Raw genomic sequence first — 19,479 nt, 5'->3', positions numbered from 1 at the left:
GCTCACCGGTCGGCAGGCTGCAACCGCGCCAACTCGGCCGTGACGAGCCACCGCCCATCCGGTTGGCGGCGCAGCGTGACGAACGTTTCGCGGAGTTGACCGTCGCCTGATCGCCACGTCGCCTTCGTGGTCGCCGCCGACTGGTCCTCGTTGCCGACGGCCACCTCCACGCTGATCACGACCGCCTTGCCTGCCGCATCCACGACCAGCGAGCCACGCGGGTTGTCGGGGTTCTCGGGCGCGAGATACGGCAGCACCCGGCGGTTGGCACGGCCGATCTCGGCCGGCTCAGCCGAATGCGCGGCCTCGACATAGGCCATCGCAACGGATCGGGGATCGGCGAAGTTCGTGCCCGCCGCCGCTGACGGTGCATCCGAGAGCGGCACCTGTGGTGTGTGAGCTATCGCCGACCGGGCCGCTGGCCCTGCAGGTTCCTCTGTGGACGATGGCGGAGGTGCGGAGGAAGTGGTCGCCGGTGCATGCTCTCCGTTGGTGTCCCTGTCGATCAACACGGACACCAGCAGCAGGCCACCCGCAGCCAGCACGGCTAGGAGAACACCTCGTGGACTGCCGCCTGCCATCGCGTTGCTCCTCGATCACGCGGTGAAGCTGATGTGGACGTGGTCGTAGTGACCGCCGGTGGGACTGGAGACGTCGTACACCCCCGCGCCGGTGTACTTCTCACGCCACCCACCCTGGTCGCCGGTGGTCGGATCCCAGTAACGCCCCTGCCAGATGATGTAGCGGATCTTCAGAGGGCCCGCGTACGCCCGCGTCCAAGAAGCCATCCGCCAGCCCGCCGCGAGCCGCTCGCCGACGGGGAACACACCGAACTTGTCAGGGAACACGTCACAAGCCTTGCCGGTCGGATGGTCGCTGAACGGTGTTTCCGGGCGCGCGCCCCAGCAGCTGGCCGAAATGACTGGCCGAAATGATCTGCGACCCGAAGGCGCTGCGAATCTGTTGCAGCGCATGTGCGGTGGCCGCGGTGAGGCACCCAGCCGTCGTGGGATCGTCGACGACGCATCCCGTCGGTGGCCCGGTGCAGGGCACCGGTGCGGGGCAGGCCGGCAACGTCCGCGCCACCTGGCACCGGTCCCCCGTCACCGGTACCGGCACGGATGTCGCCATCGAGGCCAGCGACCTCACCCTCGTCCGGGGTGACCTGCGGGCCGCGGTGGACGCGATCCGGTTGTCGCGCCGGACGCTCGGCACCATCAAGGGCAACCTGTTCTGGGCCTTCGCCTACAACGTGGCCGCACTACCGCTGGCCGCACTCGGCCTGCTCAACCCGATGATCGCGGGCGCCGCGATGGCGTTCTCGTCGGTGTTCGTGGTGAGCAACAGCTTGCGCCTGCGGGGATTCCGCAGCGCGAACAAGCAGACCGTCTGACCCGGTGGTCCGGCTCGCACGTCCGCGAGCCGGACCACTTCCTGCCAGCCGCTGGGCCGACTATCCACGCACACGTCGTGAGCCGGTCATGACAACGGCGATGACCGATGCGAGCGCGAGAAGCCCAGCGCCCACGACAAACGTCGCAACATAGCCTTCTGTGAGCGCGTCGTCTCCCGAATCACCTTTCGCCGCGGTGACGGACAGCGCCACGACGTTGAGCGCCGACACACCAACCGCTCCGCCGATCTGGCGCATCGCATTGGTCAGTGCGCTGGCGACACCCGCGTCGCCGGACGGCACGCCGTCCAGCGTGATCTTGGTGACCGTGGTGAGGGCAGCTCCGATGCCCAGGCCGCTCACCATCAGAGCGGGGAAGACCACCGACCAGAAGCCACTGGCCCGGTCGAGCACGCCGAGGTAGGCGATGCCGGCCGCACCCAGCAACAGACCTGTGGTCAGCACAGCTCGCGGACCCGTTCGACCGAGGATCCGGCCGGCCCCCAGCGAGCCCAGGAAGACGCCGACAGCACTGGGCAGGAACGCCAGTCCGGTCAGCAGCGGCGAGTACTCGCGGACGAGTTGCAGGTAGTAGGTCAGGAAGAGGTAGAACGCCAGCAGCGCAGCTCCGGCAAGAAACACGATGGCGTACCCGGCACCGCGCACGCGGTCAACCACGATGCGCAGCGGCATCATCGGCCGTTCCGACCTGCGTTCGATGACGACGAATGCGACGAGCAGCGCCAGTCCGGCCAGTCCGAACGCGACCGTGGACGGATGACTCCAGCCCACGGTTTCAGCCTCGCTGAGGCCGTAGATCAACGTTCCGACACCGAGCGTGCCGGTGATCGCGCCGGGCAGGTCGTACTTGATCACGGCTTCGCGCTGGCTCTCGGCGAGAAACCGAACGGCGGGAACGAGGATGACCAGTACCAACGGAACGTTCACGAGCAGGCACCATCGCCATGACCCGACTTCGGTGAGGACACCGCCGAGAACCATGCCCACGGCCATCCCCGATCCGACTGCGGCACCGAAGATGCCGAAGGCGCGAGCACGTTCGCGCGCATCGCTGAACGCCGTCGTCAACAACGCCAACCCGGCAGGAGCGAGCAACGCGGCGAACACTCCCTGCGCCGCACGAGCCAGGGGAAGCATGACCGGTCCAACGGCAAGCCCTCCGAGCGCCGAGGTCACCGCGAAGCCGAGCAAGCCGAGCAGGAAGATCTTCTTTCTGCCATGCACGTCCGCAAGGCGACCACCGACGAGGAGAAAACCCCCGAACGTCAGGGTGTACGCGGCGACGACCCATTGCTTGGCCGAGTCGGACATACCGAGCTCGGCCTGTGCCGACGGCAGTGCGATGGTGACGACCGACGAGTCCAGAACGATCAGGAGCTGCGCGGAGACAACGACAGCCAGCGTTCCCCAACGCCGGGGATCTGGTGTCTGGACTTCCGGGCTCTCGACAGCCGACGGCGCCGACTTCGACTGTGACACTGCCCCTCCCCTGGGTTCGGCAACGTGACAGGGCGACTTAATGACACTCTGTCACAAAGTTACCGCAACTCAGCGAGCAGCTCGACGACCTGCCACGCCGTCAAGGAAAAGGGTCAGCTTCCGCTCGAACCAAGCGGCAGTGGGCCCGGACACGGCGCCGACGAGCACCTCCCGCAGGCGTGGGTCGTACTGATCGATCCACGGGCCGATGAGCTCCTGCCGACGTCGCTGAAGCAGGTCGACCGCGCCATCAGCCTGTTCCGGCGCGGCCAGAAACGCCTGGGTGACCAGCTCCGCCAACATGTCCACCACGAGCACGGCGTCAACCGGATCGAATCCCCACTCCAGAAGGCGGACTCCGGTCTGGTTGTCACGCTTGACCAAGGCAGGTCCTATGACCCGCAACGCCGTGATCTCCCTCGCCAAACCGATGTGTGCCGAGTAGAGACGCCAATGTGCCCACGCCGTTTCCGCCAGGTAGGCACGCCAGTCCTCGCCGGGCTGCGGCCATTCGATCGCATTGACCGCTTGGTCGACCGCCGCGGCCGCGAGGTCGTCCCGGCTCCGGAAGTACCGATACAACGTGGAGTGCGAAATCCCCAGCCGCTCCCCCACGGCGGGCATCGTGAGCCGCGAGAACCCGATCTCCAGTGCAACCCGGATGATCGCCTCCCGATCGACCAGGGGCGGTCGGCCCATCCGGACCGCAGCCTTCCCGTCGTCTGCGGTTTTCCCACGCCGCGAACCCACATCCACCCCTTCCGGAGATTTGGATCCAGGGTACGGACTGAGCCCTCGACGACGAGCCGGGCGAGGTGTCCTCGCCCGGCTCGCGCCGCTCACCCCTACGGTCCGGTGGCGAAGAGGTAGAGACCGTCGTCGCGATCACTGCCCGCGACGTAGGTCTTGCCGTTGCGGGTGAACGCCTCGACGCCCCAGAAGTCGTTGCCGTTGGGCGCGAGGTATCCACCGCTCTCCATCAGTTCGCAGCTGTTCGGGCCGGTGCACTGGATCCTCAGTGAGCGCATTCCGCCCGAGTAGTACGACAGATAGGCGCGGCTCGGGTCGTTGGGGTCGGTCGCGACCTCGTGCACGCTCAGGTCACCGAACCCGACCGCGTAGTCCTCGTCCATGGCCTCGGGGATGGCGAACGTGTCCAGCTCGGCGAACTTCTTGTTCGCGTCCGCCTGGTTGCTGAACAGGTGCACGTAACCCCACCCGTCGAACGCCGCGGTGGCTTCGACCCGCTCGCCGACGGTGCCGATCGCCGGTCCGTCGGGGTAGGTGAAGCTGACGGGCGTGCCGAACATCTTGTGGTACGCCTCGTGGTTCGTGCACACGCCGACAACGGCGTCGACGAATGCGCCCGATCCGCAGAACGGCGGGTTCTCGGTGCCGCCGTGCCGCTGGACGAACACCACGGCCTCCCAGCCGGCGAGCACGGCCTGATGCGCCTTCTCGCCGGGGAAGCAGGCTGCCTCAGGTGCGCTCGGGTCACCGGTCGGGCCGCGCTGCAGCACCACGATCTTCTCCTCACCGGCCTGCAGCGACGCCTCGTAGCCGGGAATCGAGGCAGGCGACGGGATCGGCGCCGAGTTCGGACAGCCGTAGCCGCCGTACACGACCGGTCCGTTGAGCTTGTCGTCGGCGAGGACGACGATCGGCGTGGAACCAGGTACCGGCACCGACGAGTACGAGCCGGTGCTGGGGCCGCTGGTGATGGCGAAGTTCGTGGCTCCGTACGGCGCGAAGTCCTCGTCCGTGCCGATGAAGTACTGGTTGTCGGCGGTGAACTCGGCCTGGTGCCCGTTGCCCTCCGCGGTGCGCGCGACACCGGTCGACTCAAGCAGCTGGGGATCGGGGTGGAGGTAGTCGGTGTCGCCGATCAGCGTCGGGTTGGCGGGGTCGTCGACGTTGAGCTGGACGTAGCCACCGTCCCAGTAGGACAGCAGCATGACCTGGTGCCCGCCGATGTTCTTGACGACCATGTCGTGCAGGAAGACCTGGGTGAGGCCCAGGTTGGTCTGGGTCAGACCAGGGAACTCGGCGTCGACGTCGATCTCGCGGATCAGTCGCGGCCGCTTCGGGTTGGTGATGTCCAGGATGTCGACGTCCGGGCCGCCCGACTCGAAGTTGTCGGTCGTCACCACGTACGCCTTGTCGCCCGCGTCCCAGGCGAACGCGCTGTGGATGTCGTTGGCGTCGCCCAGCGACAGGTTCGCGCGGTCACCGAAGTGCTCGGAGAGCTTGTTCGGCTTGCTCGGGTTGCTGACGTCGTACAGCGAGACGCCGCCCCGGCCGTTCTTGCCGCACTGCTCGTTGTTCATCACAAGCATGGTGCCGTTGAAGAACTTCGTGTCGATCTGGAGCGCTTGCATGCCCTCGCCAGGCCGGCTGTCCTGGGAGTGCGGGATGAACCCGATCTGCCTCGGGTTCGCCAGGTCGGTCATGTCGACGACGTAGGCGCCGGCATCGGGGTCGCCGTCCTCGCGGTTGGCGTCACAGGTGGCTTTGCCCCAGTTCGCCAGGTAGGCGTGCGTCGTGCGGGGGTCGATGGCCACGTCGGCGATCAGGTCGTCGGTGTTGGTCAGGTCGGCCTTGCCCAACAGCTGCAGGTCGCCCCACGCGCCCGGACCGAGCAGGTGTCCGTCGAGGGGGCCGTGCTGGCCGGGGTGTGCCGCCACGGGTACCGCCATCGCGGCGGCCAGCGCGGCCGCGGCGAGTGCGGTGAAGAGCCGTCTGGTTCTCATTGGTTCTGTCTCCTCGTTGAGCCCCCTCGAACTGGGCCCCGTCGTCCGACGGGGCCCAGGGTCTGATGTCACGGCAGGGAGAACTCCTGCGTCTGCGGGTTGAGGTGACCGAGCCGGACGGCGCCGCCGGTGGCGTCGCCGCTGAGCCGGTACACGTTGAGTCCTTCGGTGATGCTGGACTCGTAGATGAAGTTGTCGTACCAGTACGACGACCAAGCGCCGCCAAGGTCGGGCGGGCTGATCGCGGGCGGGTCGGACCAGCCGATCGTCACCGGGTGGGCCGGGTCGGTGAACTCGGTGACCCAGGTGCCTGCCTGGTAGTGCCCGCCGACCGCGATGTAGCGGCCGTTGCGCAGCGGCACGATGTTGTAGTTGTGGATGGTGCAGTTCTCCGCGACGCCGTCCTGTGGTCGCGGTAGAGCCCACTGGCCGAGCTTGGCGCCGGTGTGGGCGTCGTAGAAGAACATGCTCTTGTCAACGTCCGGGTCGGTGCTCTGGCACTCGGGCTCGGAGCCGCCACCGGGTTCCCAACCCAGGACGAGAACCTTGCCGTCCCAGCTGAACGTCGCCGAGTGCCAGCGGCCGTTGGTGCCCGCCTGGCCGACACCCGGCTCGCTGACGGTGTAGAGGAACACCGGGTCGGCGAGGCTGCCGCCGGGATGCGCGTTGGCGCCGACGTCGAAGACGTTGGTCGCGTCGGCACTGGCGCAGGCGGCCAGGTTGACGCTGCCGAGGATCACGCCCATGTCGTGGCATCCGGTGCGCACGTTGGTGATCGGACCGGCCAGCGGCTCACGCCGGAGCAGGTTCGCGTTCTCCGGCTGTGCGAACGGCACCTCGATCACGTCGATGAAGTCGCCGAGCACGTTCTCCAGCGCCAGGTTGCCGCTCGTGCCGCAGCCGGTGCTGCTGGAGTTGTTGCTGTAGACGATCAACCGGCCGTTGTCCGGGGCGGCGGTGAGGGTGTGCGAGCCGCACGGCAGTTCCACTGAGGCGACCAGGCTCGGGTTGCTCAGGTTGCTGATGTCGAAGACGTGCACGCCTTCCCAGCCGGCCGGGACGGTCTGGCCGTCGCAGTCGCGCGGTACGGCCTTCTTGGAGTTCCAGGCGCGGACCAGGATGTTCTCCCACACGACGATGTCGCCCTGATCGCCGTTGCAGCGCTGGTGCACGATCTCGGCCGGGTTGTCCGGGTCGGCGATGTCGACGATGCGGAACCCGTCGTAGTTGCCGTGGAACGCCAGGTTGCCGCGGAAGGCGATGTCGGAGTTGACGTGCCGGACACCGTCCGGCTCACCGAGGAACGTGGCCGGGTGCGGGCTGTGGCCCTTGGCGTGCATGTTCGGGGAGTGCGGGTTCGTGGCGTGGTCGGCGACCGCGGTCGCCGGGGTGATCAGGATGCTCGCTGCCACGAGCGCACCCGCAGTTCGAAAGATTCTTCGGGACACGCGGAAACCTCCTCGGCTACGGGAAGAGCCGTTCCTGGGTCTGCGGGTTGTCGCGCTGCAGCGACGCGGCACCGGCGACGGCCGGGTGGTCGAGCGCGAACACGTCCAGACCCCGGTTGATGTCGTTGGCGTAGATGAAGCCGTTGTGCCAGTACGTGGACCACGTGTTGGCCGCGATCGGGTCACCCGCGCGGTAGAAGCCGATCTCCACCGGGCTGGCCGGATCCGTCAGGTCCGCGACGGTCGTGCCGCCGGTGTACGCGGCGGAGACGAGGATGTCGCGGTCGATGCCGGGCACGTAGCTGAAGTTGTGCATGGTGCACACGCTGTTCTCGAAGCGTGGCAGCTTGTAGTGACCCAGCTCCGCTCCGGAAGCGACGTCGTAGGTCCACACCGCACCCTTCGTCGGCGGGTCCTCGGCCCGGCAGCGCGGAATCACGCCACCGCCGGCCTCGTCACCGAACGTCACGCGCTTGCCGTCCCACGTGAACTGCGCCGAGTGCCAGGCCTGCACCTGAGGTGTCGTCAGGGTGTGCAGCACCTTGGGGTGCGCCCGATCGCTGATGTCCCAGATCTGGCCGACGCTCAGGCACGCGGCCGCGGCGAGGTTCAACGGGGTGAGGACGGTGATGTCGTGGCAGCCCGTGGTGGGCTGCAGCGCCGGGTTGGCGAACTCGAGCCGCGCCGGGTCGAACACCGTCACGCCGGTGGTCGGCGGAGTCGACACGACCTGCGCGTTCGCCGGGTTCTGCAGCGGCACGTGGATCACCGAGATCTTGCCGTGGAACTGCTGGCAGTTCGGGCCCATCGACGTGGTCGTCACCGCATACGACGAGACGTAGACGAACAGGCTGCCCTTGCCCGCTGGCGCGAGCGTGTGGGTGTGCGAGCCGCAGTCGGTGCGCACGGACGCGATGTGCTTGATGTTGGCAGGGTCGCGGACGTCGAAGATCCGCACGCCCTCCCACGCCGCCGGGTTGGTCGCCGGCGTGTTGACGCTGTCGCACTCGGGCTTGCTCTGCGGCGTGTCGACCGAGACGAACAGCAGTCCGTTGTAGACCGACACGTCACCCTGCCCGCCGTTGCACGGCTTGAAGGCCACTTGTTGCGCAGCCGCGGGGTTGGAGATGTCGATGACGCGGAAACCGCTGAAGGTGCCCGCGTAGGCGTAGTTCCCTTCGAACGCGAGGTCGGACTGAGTCGCGGTGTCGACCTTGGGCAGGTTCTCCAGCAAGGTCATGTTCGCGCTGTGCAGGTCCGGCGCACCACCACCGGTCGGCGGGTGGGTTCCGCCGTCTTCCGGGTCGTGCGCATTGGCCGTGGCTGGGATCACCAGCACAGCGGCAACGAGGAGAGCGACGGTGGTCAGCCGCCGTAGTCGGTTCACAGCAGGCCACTCCCTTCGGGCAAGGGGCAGCGCCGTTGCTACCCCCATGAGGAGTAATCGACGCAAACCCCAACAGTGTGACCCGAGTCACCCCAATGGCCTACTATCTTGCTTCGAACTTTTTTCAGCGCACGACAGTTGTTCTTGGTCATGAGATCAACTCGTCGCGCGGCGGTGAAGCACGGCCACGTACAGGCCCCGAAGCGGAGTCAGACGGCCGCGCGCAAGCCCGCCATGGTCACCGCGACGAGACGGTCCACCGCCGCCTCCGAAGGAAGTTCACTCGCCGCACCGAGCGCATGCAGGCAGTAGCCGGCGAGTTCGTCGACCGCGACGTCGTCCCGCAGCTTGCCGGTTGCCGCCACATCGTTCAGCAAGCCCTTGATCAGGTCGCGGAGATGCTTGTGCGCCTGGGTGACGTGCGCACTCCGGTGCAGGACCGCCGCGAGCTCGTGGCCGGGGTGCGCGTGGGAGAAGCGGCCGCGCGACAGCCGCGCATAGGCCGCGAGCACCGCTTCGAGCCGTTCACCGGGGTCGCCTGCCCCGTTCCGGAGTTCGGTGAGCTCGGCGAGGTGGGCGGAGATCTTCCGTTGGTGCCACGCGCTCAGGATCGATTCAACGTCCGGGAAGTACTTGTAGAGCGTGGCCCGTCCGATGCCGGTCTTCTCGGCGATCCGCGACATCGTCACCGACAGCAGGCCGTGTTCGGCCACCAGTTCAGCGGTGGTGTCCAGGATCGCCTCACGCACGTCGCGGCGGTGCGCCTCGATCGTCTCGTTCCACAGCTTCGGCACCCACGCAGTATACGCAGTGATGATGCCGTGACACTTCAGTTAGACATCGACACATTGTCTCGATAAACTCGGCATGACGCAGAGGAGGTCCGCATGACCAGCCAGTCCCCCGATCCCGCTGGCGGCGACGAGTCACCTCCACGCATGCCGCGCTGGGTGAAGGTGTCTCTGATCGTCGTCGGCGCTCTCGTCCTGCTGTTCCTCGTCTTGCAGTTGGCGGGAGTCGGCGGGCAGCACGGACCCGCTCGCCACCTGTCGTCGGCCGGCGTCATCGTCGGCGGGCATGCATGACCATGCCGCCACGCGTGCGCAAGCTCGTGCTCACCGCGCACGTCACCACCTCGGTCGGCTGGCTCGGCGCGGTGATCGCCTACCTGGCTCTCGATGTGACCGCCGTGATCAGTCAGGACGTTCAGCTGACGCGGTCCATGTATCTCGCCATGGAAGTGACCGTCCGCTACGCCATCGTCCCGCTGGCGCTCGTGTCGGTGCTCATCGGAATCATCAACGCCCTGGGCACCACCTGGGGCCTGTTCCGGCACTACTGGGTCCTGGCCAAGCTCGTGCTGACCCTGGCGGCCACGACCGTGCTGCTGATCGAGACGAGTGTCGTGAGCCGCCTGGCGGAGGCAGCTGCCTCCGCCGGCGACCCCCGCGAGTTGCCGGGGACCCTCGGCCACTCCATCGGCGGCCTGGTCGTACTACTCCTGGCCTTGATCCTGTCCGTGTACAAGCCGCGCGGCCTGACCCGCTACGGGTGGCGCAAGCAACAGAAACAACGCGGCAGCCAGCGCACGGCGGTCGTGCCGTAGCTGTGGCCGGCAGTCCCACAGGCCCTCCGTCATCATCGTGCCTGCGGCGTTGGTGACACTGATGCTGCTGTCGTGTCCGCCGAGCTAACAGCCGCCAGCAAGCTGACAGCCGCGCCGGTGAATCCGGCGAGCACAACCGCCCCCGCCCACAACGACACCGGCCAACGCAGCGCGTCGGCCACCGCGAGCCCGGCCAGCTGACCGGCCCACACCAGCACCGACACGCCACCGGCAATGATCGGTAGCGCGGTGCGCGCACGTGCCAGCAGGAAGTCGGCGACGATCGCCCCTGCGGTAGCCCCGACAGCACCGGCCACCGGAACCCAGGGGAAGCCGACGACGGCTACCGGCAACCACGCGATCGGGCCGACGAGCACGGTCGCGGGTGCGGCGAATCGCTCCCTGCTACGCAGGATCAGCAGCAACGGCAGGGTGAACAGCACTGTGGTGACGAGATAGCCGCTCAAGCCGGCGATGACCGGCATCTCAGCTTGGAGGTGTCCCGGTGTGCCTTCGGGCGTGGGGATGAACGACTCGACCACGGCCGGCATCGGGAACGGCGACGCGTACTGCAGGAAGAACGCGATGAGCGCGGTGGACAGAACCAGCGACAGCACTGCCACCGCCGGCCACGGCTTGTTCTCACGAAGCACACCGCTTGCCCGGAGAGGACAGCTCAGCATGAGCAGACCGCCGGCGCCGAGCATCAGGTGACTCGGGCTCACCAGCGCGTCGACCGCCACCTCGATCCCGAAGATCTCGTGCCACAGCAGGTCAGCGACTCCACCAACGCCGAACACGAGCACGCCAGCCGCCGCGCCGCGGTACCCGTCCGGCATTGAGTGGCCTGCGCCGCGAGCCCGCCACACGAGCAGCCCGATCCACCCGGCCATCGCCGCGAACCCCGCGTAGAGCGCGGCGTGCCACGGCGTGAAGAAACTCTCCAGCTCCGGCACGTTGAAGTGCGCCCAGCCGTCACTCACGAGCGCGACCACGAGCCATGTCCCGATCGCTCCGGTGATCAGGTCACGGCGTCGCTCATCACTCAAGACCGACATGCCGCCTCCTTCCGTCGATACGGGCCTGGGGTATCCCGACTTACCCCTACCGGGTATCTGAGTCAAGGAAGACGGCTACTGAATCCACTATGCGGAGTAGTAGCAGGGCAACCGGCTGCGGGCCCGATTCGGCTACTACTGGTGGCGCCCGCGTTGTTCGGCGTGGGCAACGGACTCTTGTTCCCCCGCCGCCACCGTCCTGGTCGACCAGGCCGCAGGTGCAGAGCACCGCGGTCACCGCCGCCGCGCAGAACCTCGGCCGCGTGGCACCCGGCGCCACCTCCGCCCTGCTCGGCTGCACCCAGTTCCTCATCGGGGCCGCCGTGTCCCCTCTGGTGGGCGTGCTGGGAGCGACAACCGTCTTCCCCATGGCCGCGATCATGGCTGCCTGCCTGGTGCTAGCGCTCCTGACCACCGTTCGGCCGGGATCGGAGGAGGACGGACACGCCGTCCTCCTCCGATCTGTCCGCTCAGTCGCTCAACAGCAGCTGGTCGGCCATGAGGTGCCCCCACGTGCCGGTGGCCTGGTCGATCACCTGCACTCGGGCGCTCTGCCCCTGCAGAGCGCTGACATCCCAATCGACTGGTCTGAGCACCCCGGTGTCGTCTCCGGTGGCGGTTCGCACCACCTGGCCGTTCACGATCAGGTTGATCGAGGTCTCCCCTGGTGAGCCGTGTGGATGGTGTCCGCCGGCGATCAGGAAGTGCAGGTGGTCGCGGTCCAGGGTGAACGCCGGTGAGGTGATCGCGCCGGTGGCCGGGTCACCGCCGCCGACGAACGTGTCCAGCGCCGCGTTGCCGACCATGCCCGGCAGGTGCCAGGACACCGGCCCGGTTCCGGTGAAGCTGCCGGTGGCGGTCCAGCCGGGGTCGTAGGAGGAGCCTTCGAATCCCGAGAGCACCTTGGCCGGGCGCTGGGTCAGGTCGTTGAACTCGGTGATCGTCGTGTTGGCGAAGGTGGCGCTGCCGCCGGTGGCGTAGAGATTGATGCCGGTGTCCGAGGGGTCGGCGAACACCTGGCTGGAGTGCACGTATCGGCCGTCGTCGACGAACACCTCGATCGTGGTCCGGTCGACCAGGATCCTCAGGTGCGCGGTGGTCTTCGCCGGATTCCACGGAGCGTGGCTCTCACCCCGCGGCCCGCTGGGATCGGGCTGCCCGGTCTGGCGCCGGTTCAGATAGCTGTAGTCGTGGTAGATCCCGGCATCCGCGTGCCGGGTCCCGTCCGCAGACACCCGCAACTGCAGCCCGATGTTGTCGAGCTGGGTCCAGCTGACGTCCGTTTCCAGCTGGTATGCCGTGCCGTGGTACGCCAGCGGCAGCAGGCCGTCGTTGACCTCGATGGTGCCGAGGTTCGTCACGGACGAGGCATGGGAAGCCAGGGCCGGAGTCGGCTGGGAGACGAGCGAATACCCGTCCGCGTAGCGCTTGAGCGTGATCTGCCGGACGATCGAGTCGGTTCCGTTAAAGCCGTCCGAAGCCCTGGTCGGTGTGTTGTCCGCGTATGCCCAGTTGTTCATCCAGGCCATTCCGAACCGCCGGTCCAACGGCGCGGACTGATCCTCCCAGGTGACCCCGGCGTACCAGTCGAAGCCGTGGTCCAGCCACTGCGGCACAGAGGAGTGGGCCGTGAACGTGACCCCGTCGAACGTACCGGTCCAGTACGCATAGGTCTCCGGCTTCCCGGCCGCCCTGCCGTTTGCGCTCACGCCCAGCACCCAGTGCGTGGTGCCGTCATCGGCGCGGATCTGGAACAGGTCCGGGCATTCGAGCGTGCCGTAGGTGCTCGCGAACTCGGACTGTCGCGTCCACGTCTTGAGGTCCGGCGACGTGAAGAACCCGATCCGGTCTCCTTCGGTGATCGTCGCGACCCACCGTCCGCGTTCGGCGTCCCAGATCACCTTCGGGTCGCGGAAGGCGCCTCGGCCGCCGTTCGGGATCACCGGTGTGTCGCCGTGCGGCCGGAACGTCCGGCCGCCGTCGATCGAGTACCACAGGAACTGCGCCTGCGGCCCGGAGCCGTTCGCGATCTGCGCGGGGGTCGGGTGATCCATCTGCGTGACGAGCTGGATCACCGCACCGGCGCCGAAGCCTGCCGTGTTCGCGGTGTCCACGACCACGGATCCGGACCACAGGTCGTGGTTCGCGTTCGTCTTCTTCGGCGCGGCGATGCCCTGATCCGCGAAGGCGACCCCGTCGGAGGTCGTCGCCAGCCGCCATGCGGTCCCGACTTCGGTCGGATAGTCGGCGTTGTAGAGGTAGTAGTAGTTGTATTTCCCGTTGAGGTACACCGGCCGCTGAGGGTCGTTCTTCCAACGGTCGGGCACTGTGAAGTGGTATTGCGCGCGATAAGTGGCCGCTGCCGGCGCCGGGGTGGCGCCGCCGGGACTCGACAGGCCCACGGCTGCGGTCGCCAGCACGAGTGCGGCGGCGAACGCGATCCGCAGTAGGCGAAGTCCGCTCGTCGTTGAGCTCATCCGACCTCCAGAACTCTAGGAACCGATAACGCTGAGGCGTTTGCCGTCCCACGCCACCGGCATGGGATCGCTGATGACGCCGACGAAGCCGTGCTCGCCGCGGTTGTGGAAAACGATCAGCACCCACCGGTCGTCGGACCGGCGGCGGATCAGGCGCCCGCTGTAGAAGCGGTCGTCGGTGACGGGTTCGGCGGCCGCGATGTCGAACGGCCCGAGCAGGCCGTCGGCAGGGGCGGCCCAGATTCCACCGGTCGTGCCGGTCGCCCTGCGGTCGGACGAGGCGTGCTCGGCCAGGCAGGAGAACAACAGAATCGGCCTGCCGTCCACCACCTCCACCTGCATGACCTCCAGTTGCCCGAAGCCCCGCGGCTCGGGAACGGTCAGCGGCGGGCGCGGCTCCCAGCGCCGCAGGTCCGAGGAGACCGCGTGGCCGACCACGCCACGTTCGAACGGTTCGCCGGAGCCGGCGCGGGCGGTGATGAACATGTGCCAGCCGTCGCCGTCCGGGTCGGCGAACACCCACGGGTCACGGAACGCCTCGTCGTGCCAGACGCCGGCGTTCAGCGTCTCGTACCAGCGGGGATCAGCGGCCAGCACCGGGTTCTCCTGAGCCCGGTGCCAGGTCACGAGATCCGGTGAGGTGGCGTAGCCGATCCGCTGCACGTTCTTGCCTTCTGGGGCGGACGTGGCGCCGGTGTAGAACAGGAACCACGTGCCATCCGGGTGGCGCACCACCGAACCGGTCCACGTCGCCAGGTCGTCGAACGCCGGGGCGTCCGCGCGGACCAGCGCGTCCTCGATCCGGGTCCAGTTCGTCAGGTCGGTCGAGACCGCGTGGCCGATCGACGCGCGGTGGTGGCGGGCATCGGGATCACGCAAAGCCCTTGAGGCGTAAAGGAAGAAGAGGTGATAGTGCTCGCCGTCGTCGGCGAACCAGAAGTCCCAGACCCAGGATTCGGGCAGCGCGAACATCCACAGCCTTTCAAAAGTCGTGTGAGAGAACGAGATCGCGCGTCAGCCCTTTACACCGCTCGCGGCGACGCTGCTGACGAAAGCACGTTGGAAGGCGAGGAACACCACGAGCACCGGCAGCGTGATCATCGACGTGTAGGCCATGATCTCGCCCCACGCCGTGTTGTCCTGGAAGAAATACTGCATGCCGACCATGACCGGCCGCAGGTTCTCGTCCTGGACGACCATGCTGGGCCACAGGTACTGGTTCCAGGCAGGCAGGAAGGTCAGGATCGCGACCGTGGCGAACGCCGGTCCCGACAACGGGACGGCGATCTTCCGGTAGATGGTGAACCAGCCCGCGCCGTCGATCCGCGCCGCCTCGTCGATCGCGGTCGGAATGGTCGAGAAGTACTGGGCGAACAGGAAGACCGAGAAGCCGTTGGCGATGAACGGGACGATCTGCACCTCGTACGAGTCCAGCCAGCCGAAGTCGTAGACGAGCTGCCCGTTCTGCAACAGCAGGGTCGGCAGCTGCGAGACCCAGTAGACCATCGGCACCGCGATCGTCTCGAACGGCACGATCAGGGTGGCGATGATGATGCTCAGGACCACGCCGCGGCCGGTCCAGCGCAACCGGGAGATCGCGAACCCCGCCATGGAGTTGATCACGAGCCCAGCGCCCACGATGACCGTCGTGACGAACAACGAGTTGAGCAGGAACCGGCCGACCGGCACCCGGTCGAACACCCCGGAGTAGTTGCGGAAGCTGATGTCGCCGAGCGGCAGGAACGCACGCCAGCCGCCGACGTCGGACAGGATCTGGCCGTCGGGCTTCAGGCTGGAGACGAACATGAACACCAACGGGAACAGGAAGAAGACGGCGAGTCCTGCCATCGCCAGGTAGATCCAGAGCCGCTGGCGACGGCGCAGCACGCGCTCGACAGGGTGCACTGTCATGGCTCAGTCCTTGTCTCGGGTCAGGAAGCGCTGCACCAGCGCGACGATGAGGACCAGCACGAAGAACACCAGCGACAGTGCTGAGCCGTAGCCGATCTGCTGCTGGCGGTAGCCCATGCGGACGGCGTGGTAGACCAGCGTCGAGGTGGAGTCCACCGGGCCGCCCTGGGTCATCACGTCGATCTGCACGAACAGGCCGAGCGCCGCGATCGTGATGGTGATCAGCACGAACACCCTGGTCGGTCGCAGACACGGCCACGTCACGTCGCGGAACTGCCGCCAGCTACCCGCACCGTCGATCCGCGCGGCCTCGTACAGCTCTCCGGGGATGGTCTGCAGCCCGGACAGCCAGATCAGCATGTGGAAGCCGACGGCCTGCCAGATGGACAGCACGATGATCGCGGTGAGTGCGGTGCTCGGGTTGTTCAGCCACGCGGTGCCCTGCCAGGCACCGAAGGTGATCGAGTCGATGAAAGAGTTGATCAGCCCGTCCGGCTGGTACATGAACTTCCACAGGATCGAGACCACGACGATCGAGGTCACGACCGGGATGAAGAAGACGACCCTGAACGCCACCGCGCCGCGGATCTTCTGGTTCACCAGGATCGCGAGGACCAGCCCGAACCCCGCCTGCACCGGAACGACGACGGCGGCGAAGGCGAAGGTGTTCAGCAGCGAGCGGAAGAACGTGGGGTCGGCGGTGAAAGCCCGGACGAAGTTGTCGACACCGGTGAAGCTGGTCGGTTCCGGCGAGATCAGCCTCGCGTTGGTGAACGACAGGACGAAGCCGAGGATCACCGGGACGATCAGGAACGCCAGCAGCAGAAGCACCGCCGGGGCGGCCATCGCCCATCCCGCACGGCGCTCCGAGCGCAGATCGGCGCGGGTCCTACGTCGAGAGACAGATCTCGGGGCCGCGCTCGCCGCGCGGGGTGTCCGGCGAGGAGATCGCCGTCATGGGAGGCACCTTCCCTCTCAGCCCGCCGGGCGCTGCCGCCCGGCGGGAGAGACGATCTAGAAGCCGTAGCCGTTCTGCGACGAGATGTCAGTGTCGATCGCTCGCACCGCCGTGTCCAAAGTGGACTTCACCTCGGCCCCGCTCATGATGTCCTTCGCCGCCTTCTCGAAGGTCGAGGAGATCACCGGGTAGCCGGGGGTGGCGGGCCGCGCCAGGGCGAACTTCTGCGACAGCACCGCGAACTGGTGCAGGGCACCGTTGTCGCTGAAGTACTTCGACGCCTTCGCGGCGGCCGTCGTGCTCGGGATGACCACCTGGCTGTCGGCGAAGGCGGTGAGGTACTTGTCCTGGAAGCTGAACGTCAGGTACGCGCGGGCTCCGTCGGCGTTCTTGCAGCCGGCCGAGATGCCCCACTGCCAGGAGCCGCCGCCGATCTTCGGGCCCTTGCCGAAGTCCACCGGCGGAAGGATCAGCAGGTCGTCACCGACGCCGGCGAGTGCGTCCTTGGCGTTCCACACACCGGTGTAGCTCAGAGCCACCTTGTCGTCGATGAACCGCTGGTTGCCGACCGGGCCCGCGTTGTCCGCCCAGCCGTTCTTGAACGCCTGCTGGAACCAGGTGAAGAACTTCACCGCGTCCGGACCGTTCAACGCGCCGTCGGCGGTCTTCATCGTGCCGCGGTCGATCAGGTCGCCACCCGTGCTCTGGAGCATCGGCGAGTACGCGTACGACCACCACTCGCCCTTGTCCGCGGCGCCCAGATCGAGTGGCGTGGTGTAGCCGTTCGCCTTCAACCTGGTCACGGCCACGTCGAACTCGTCCAGCGTCCACGGCTTGTCGGCGGTCGGGATCCTGATGCTGTTCCTGTCCAGCACGGACTTTCGCGCGAAGATCGACAGCGCGGCTTCCCAGTAGCCGGCCGAGTAGACGGTGTCCTTGTAGCGGCCGACGGTCGTGGGCAACAGAGAACTGATCAGGTCGTCCGGCAGCCCCAACGGCTGCAGATGGCCGGCCCAGGCCCAGTTCGGCATCACCGGACCGTCCATGTCGAGCAGACAGGGCAGCTTGCGCGCCGCCGCGGCCGCGGTGATCGCCTCGTTGTAGGAGCCCTGCGGGAAGTTCTGCTGGACGATCTTGTACTGGCTCTGGGACGCGTTGAAGTCGGCGATGATCTGCTGGTACACCGCCAGCTCACCGGGATTGCCTGCCGAGTGCGTCCACATCGTGATCTCGCCGGGACCGCCGGACGAGGAGCCGTCGTGGCTCGCACGAGCACAACCGCTGAGCGCGAGCGCCGCGGAAAAGCCCGCCACTGCTAAGATCGAGAGGGACTTACGCTTCACCGTAACGTCTCTTTCTCTGTCGCGGAGCGCGACCAGCCGTCGCCTCCGTGCCGGATGGCAGCGCCAACTGCCATGTGGAGTGCAGTGCAACGAAGTGAGATCCGCCGCCGGTCGATCAGTCGCCAAACTGAGCCGGCGGCGGGCCCACAGAGGCCCGCCGGATGATCGGGCACGGCATGAGATGCGGGACTGCCGGATCCCCCTTGAGCAACCCGAGAGCCACCTCCATCGCCCATCGGCCCATCTCGTAGTGCGGCAACGCGACCGTCGTCAGCGGAGGGTCGAGGTCGGCCGCGATCAGCTGCTGATCGTCGTACCCGACGACGGACAGATCGCCGGGAATCGAAAGCCCACAATGGTGCGCGGCCGCGTAGGCGCCCATCGCCATGCGGTCGTTGAAGCAGAACATCGCGGTGGGCCGTCGCTGCTCCGGAAGCTCCAGCAGCCGCAGGGCTGCTTCCCGCCCACCGCCGGCCACCGGTTCAGCGCGCACGTGCAAGGCGGGGTCCGGCTCGATCCCCGCATCCGCGAGGACCTCGAGATACCCCTCGTACCGCAGCCGCGAGGCGACGAGGTCGAACCGTTTCTCCGCGTCCAGGAAAGCGATCCGGCGATGCCCGGCTGCCAGCAGCTCCCGCACCGCGGCCATCCCACCGGCGCGCTCATCCGGCACGACTGCGGCCCGGCCACCCGAGGCCGGAGCACAGTCGAGCAGCACAGCGTCCCCCGGCAGCCCTTCCGGCACCTCGACCACGCGGTGCCACATGCACGCGTAGATGATGGCGTCGACCTGTTGCCCGCTCAGGGCCTGCAGAGCCTGGCGCTCCGCCTCGACATCACGCTCGGTGTCGACGAGGACGACCAGATGACCCTGCTCGCGAGCCACGTCGTTGGCGCCGGCCAGCATCCGCCCCGCGAACGGCGTGCTGGCAATGGTGTCCGAGATCAGGCCGACCATGCGGGTCTGCTGGGTCCGGAGGCTGCGGGCCACGGAGTTCGGCTTGTAGCCGACCGCCTCGGCCGCCTCGCGCACACGCTGCTGGGTCTGCGGCGAGATGCGCGTCGAGTTCACCCCGTTGAGGACCATCGACACCGTCGCGGTGGAGACGCCGGCACGGGCCGCCACGTCGGACATCCGGACACGAACCATCGCGGCACCCCCTCCTTCGTCTCTCCGATGTGTTTAATCGATTAACTTGAGGTTAAGCGAGTATGCAACCCGGTCGATCATCCCGTCAAGAGTCGATGGAGACGGCGAGTGACCTCTGGCGAGGCGGCCATAAGTGGCGGTCCGACCAGGGCTACACGCTCACGCTCGGCTCGTACGTGGTCAGGTCCGCAGCGTTCTGATCAACGCGTCGACGTGATCGGTTGCCGCATGCGCGTGTGCCAGAAGGTTCTGGGCGTCATGCAGGTAGGTCATCGCACGTTCCGGATCGGTGGCGCAGCGCGCGAGAACGACGAGGGTCTCGGCCTCACCGACCCTGGCACCCGCGTCCTTGTGGATCATGTGCGCCGCTGTCGCACGGGCTTGGGCCGTGTCGCGATCACCGAGGAGGAGGGTGGCGGTGGCCAGGCTGGCGAGTGCGTGGGCGTGGTGCAGGCGGTGGCCGGTCTGGTGCGAGCGGTCGACCGCGGCGGCGGCGTG

18 protein-coding genes and 1 pseudogene are annotated in these 19,479 nt (G+C 67.5%); 3 read left to right on the top strand and 16 right to left on the bottom strand.

Annotation, left to right across the window (positions count from 1 at the left end):
* Positions 1–2: 2 nt before the first annotated feature.
* Positions 3–386 (bottom strand): hypothetical protein, encoded by a 384-nt coding sequence (locus tag FXN61_RS07425; protein ID WP_167971516.1) that lies wholly within the window; start codon positions 384–386, stop codon positions 3–5.
* 210 nt (positions 387–596) lie between these two features.
* On the bottom strand, positions 597–974 hold the full coding sequence (locus FXN61_RS07420; RefSeq protein WP_512698738.1) for a VldE C-terminal domain-containing protein: 378 nt from the start codon (positions 972–974) through the stop codon (positions 597–599).
* A 134-nt stretch (positions 975–1,108) separates the two neighbouring features.
* Here FXN61_RS07420 and FXN61_RS07415 point away from each other — a divergent pair.
* Positions 1,109–1,393 (top strand): annotated as a pseudogene (locus FXN61_RS07415) (heavy metal translocating P-type ATPase); the annotation flags it as partial.
* Positions 1,394–1,453: 60 nt separating this feature from the next.
* Here FXN61_RS07415 and FXN61_RS07410 read toward each other — a convergent pair.
* From FXN61_RS07410 to FXN61_RS07385, 6 genes are all read right to left on the bottom strand, one after another.
* Entirely contained in the window at positions 1,454–2,893 is a 1,440-nt protein-coding gene (locus tag FXN61_RS07410) for an MFS transporter (protein WP_167971512.1), read from the bottom strand.
* A 69-nt stretch (positions 2,894–2,962) separates the two neighbouring features.
* Entirely contained in the window at positions 2,963–3,592 is a 630-nt protein-coding gene (locus FXN61_RS07405; RefSeq protein WP_167971510.1) for a TetR/AcrR family transcriptional regulator, read from the bottom strand.
* A gap of 146 nt (positions 3,593–3,738) precedes the next feature.
* Positions 3,739–5,643, bottom strand: a complete 1,905-nt coding sequence (locus tag FXN61_RS07400; RefSeq protein WP_167971508.1) for an LVIVD repeat-containing protein — start codon at positions 5,641–5,643, stop codon at positions 3,739–3,741.
* Positions 5,644–5,711: 68 nt separating this feature from the next.
* Entirely contained in the window at positions 5,712–7,055 is a 1,344-nt protein-coding gene (locus FXN61_RS07395) for an LVIVD repeat-containing protein (protein WP_167971506.1), read from the bottom strand.
* 52 nt (positions 7,056–7,107) lie between these two features.
* A complete protein-coding gene (locus FXN61_RS07390; RefSeq protein WP_167971505.1) occupies positions 7,108–8,478 on the bottom strand; it encodes an LVIVD repeat-containing protein in 1,371 nt (456 codons plus the stop codon).
* A 209-nt stretch (positions 8,479–8,687) separates the two neighbouring features.
* Positions 8,688–9,272 (bottom strand): TetR/AcrR family transcriptional regulator, encoded by a 585-nt coding sequence (locus tag FXN61_RS07385; protein WP_167971504.1) that lies wholly within the window; start codon positions 9,270–9,272, stop codon positions 8,688–8,690.
* 93 nt (positions 9,273–9,365) lie between these two features.
* Between FXN61_RS07385 and FXN61_RS07380 the strand changes: the two genes are divergently transcribed.
* Both FXN61_RS07380 and FXN61_RS07375 read left to right on the top strand, forming a co-directional pair.
* Positions 9,366–9,563, top strand: a complete 198-nt coding sequence (locus FXN61_RS07380; RefSeq protein WP_167971503.1) for a hypothetical protein — start codon at positions 9,366–9,368, stop codon at positions 9,561–9,563.
* Positions 9,560–10,084, top strand: a complete 525-nt coding sequence (locus FXN61_RS07375) for a DUF2269 domain-containing protein (RefSeq protein WP_167971502.1) — start codon at positions 9,560–9,562, stop codon at positions 10,082–10,084. Before FXN61_RS07380 ends, FXN61_RS07375 begins: the two co-directional genes overlap by 4 nt.
* Before the next feature lie 32 nt (positions 10,085–10,116).
* On the opposite strand, the gene FXN61_RS07370 is transcribed toward FXN61_RS07375, so the two are convergent.
* The 8 genes from FXN61_RS07370 to FXN61_RS07335 all read right to left on the bottom strand — a co-directional run.
* On the bottom strand, positions 10,117–11,142 hold the full coding sequence (locus tag FXN61_RS07370; RefSeq protein WP_188134788.1) for a hypothetical protein: 1,026 nt from the start codon (positions 11,140–11,142) through the stop codon (positions 10,117–10,119).
* A 470-nt stretch (positions 11,143–11,612) separates the two neighbouring features.
* Positions 11,613–13,619, bottom strand: a complete 2,007-nt coding sequence (locus FXN61_RS07365) for a glycoside hydrolase family 32 protein (protein WP_167971501.1) — start codon at positions 13,617–13,619, stop codon at positions 11,613–11,615.
* 15 nt (positions 13,620–13,634) lie between these two features.
* On the bottom strand, positions 13,635–14,591 hold the full coding sequence (locus FXN61_RS07360; RefSeq protein ID WP_167971500.1) for a glycoside hydrolase family protein: 957 nt from the start codon (positions 14,589–14,591) through the stop codon (positions 13,635–13,637).
* Between the two features lie 42 nt (positions 14,592–14,633).
* Positions 14,634–15,530: a carbohydrate ABC transporter permease gene (locus tag FXN61_RS07355; RefSeq protein ID WP_167971498.1), complete on the bottom strand. Its 897-nt coding sequence runs from the start codon at positions 15,528–15,530 to the stop codon at positions 14,634–14,636.
* Between the two features lie 3 nt (positions 15,531–15,533).
* Positions 15,534–16,376 (bottom strand): carbohydrate ABC transporter permease, encoded by an 843-nt coding sequence (locus FXN61_RS07350; RefSeq protein WP_167971497.1) that lies wholly within the window; start codon positions 16,374–16,376, stop codon positions 15,534–15,536.
* A gap of 168 nt (positions 16,377–16,544) precedes the next feature.
* Positions 16,545–17,831, bottom strand: a complete 1,287-nt coding sequence (locus FXN61_RS07345) for a sugar ABC transporter substrate-binding protein (RefSeq protein ID WP_167971496.1) — start codon at positions 17,829–17,831, stop codon at positions 16,545–16,547.
* 115 nt (positions 17,832–17,946) lie between these two features.
* Positions 17,947–18,981: a LacI family DNA-binding transcriptional regulator gene (locus tag FXN61_RS07340; protein WP_167971495.1), complete on the bottom strand. Its 1,035-nt coding sequence runs from the start codon at positions 18,979–18,981 to the stop codon at positions 17,947–17,949.
* A gap of 180 nt (positions 18,982–19,161) precedes the next feature.
* Positions 19,162–19,479 (bottom strand): hypothetical protein (locus FXN61_RS07335; RefSeq protein WP_167971494.1); only part of this gene is annotated, 318 nt, incomplete at its 5' end.

Source organism: Lentzea indica (genome assembly GCF_012184385.1).
Taxonomy (GTDB): Bacteria; Actinomycetota; Actinomycetes; order Mycobacteriales; family Pseudonocardiaceae; genus Lentzea; species Lentzea indica.
The sequence above is the reverse complement of the archived record's forward strand: the minus strand, read 5'-3'. Positions and strand labels throughout refer to the sequence as shown.

Excerpts from the sequence above, each read along its gene's own strand:
- FXN61_RS07405 (WP_167971510.1), bottom strand. The coding sequence starts at position 3,592 with ATGGGCCGACCGCCCCTGGTCGATCGGGAGGCGATCATCCGGGTTGCA.
- FXN61_RS07370 (WP_188134788.1), bottom strand. The coding sequence starts at position 11,142 with ATGTCGGTCTTGAGTGATGAGCGACGCCGTGACCTGATCACCGGAGCG.
- FXN61_RS07400 (WP_167971508.1), bottom strand. The coding sequence starts at position 5,643 with ATGAGAACCAGACGGCTCTTCACCGCACTCGCCGCGGCCGCGCTGGCC.
- FXN61_RS07360 (WP_167971500.1), bottom strand. The coding sequence starts at position 14,591 with ATGTTCGCGCTGCCCGAATCCTGGGTCTGGGACTTCTGGTTCGCCGAC.
- FXN61_RS07355 (WP_167971498.1), bottom strand. The coding sequence starts at position 15,530 with ATGACAGTGCACCCTGTCGAGCGCGTGCTGCGCCGTCGCCAGCGGCTC.
- FXN61_RS07375 (WP_167971502.1), top strand. The coding sequence starts at position 9,560 with ATGACCATGCCGCCACGCGTGCGCAAGCTCGTGCTCACCGCGCACGTC.
- FXN61_RS07365 (WP_167971501.1), bottom strand. The coding sequence starts at position 13,619 with ATGAGCTCAACGACGAGCGGACTTCGCCTACTGCGGATCGCGTTCGCC.
- FXN61_RS07340 (WP_167971495.1), bottom strand. The coding sequence starts at position 18,981 with ATGGTTCGTGTCCGGATGTCCGACGTGGCGGCCCGTGCCGGCGTCTCC.
- FXN61_RS07380 (WP_167971503.1), top strand. The coding sequence starts at position 9,366 with ATGACCAGCCAGTCCCCCGATCCCGCTGGCGGCGACGAGTCACCTCCA.
- FXN61_RS07420 (WP_512698738.1), bottom strand. The coding sequence starts at position 974 with ATGCGCTGCAACAGATTCGCAGCGCCTTCGGGTCGCAGATCATTTCGG.
- FXN61_RS07350 (WP_167971497.1), bottom strand. The coding sequence starts at position 16,376 with ATGGCCGCCCCGGCGGTGCTTCTGCTGCTGGCGTTCCTGATCGTCCCG.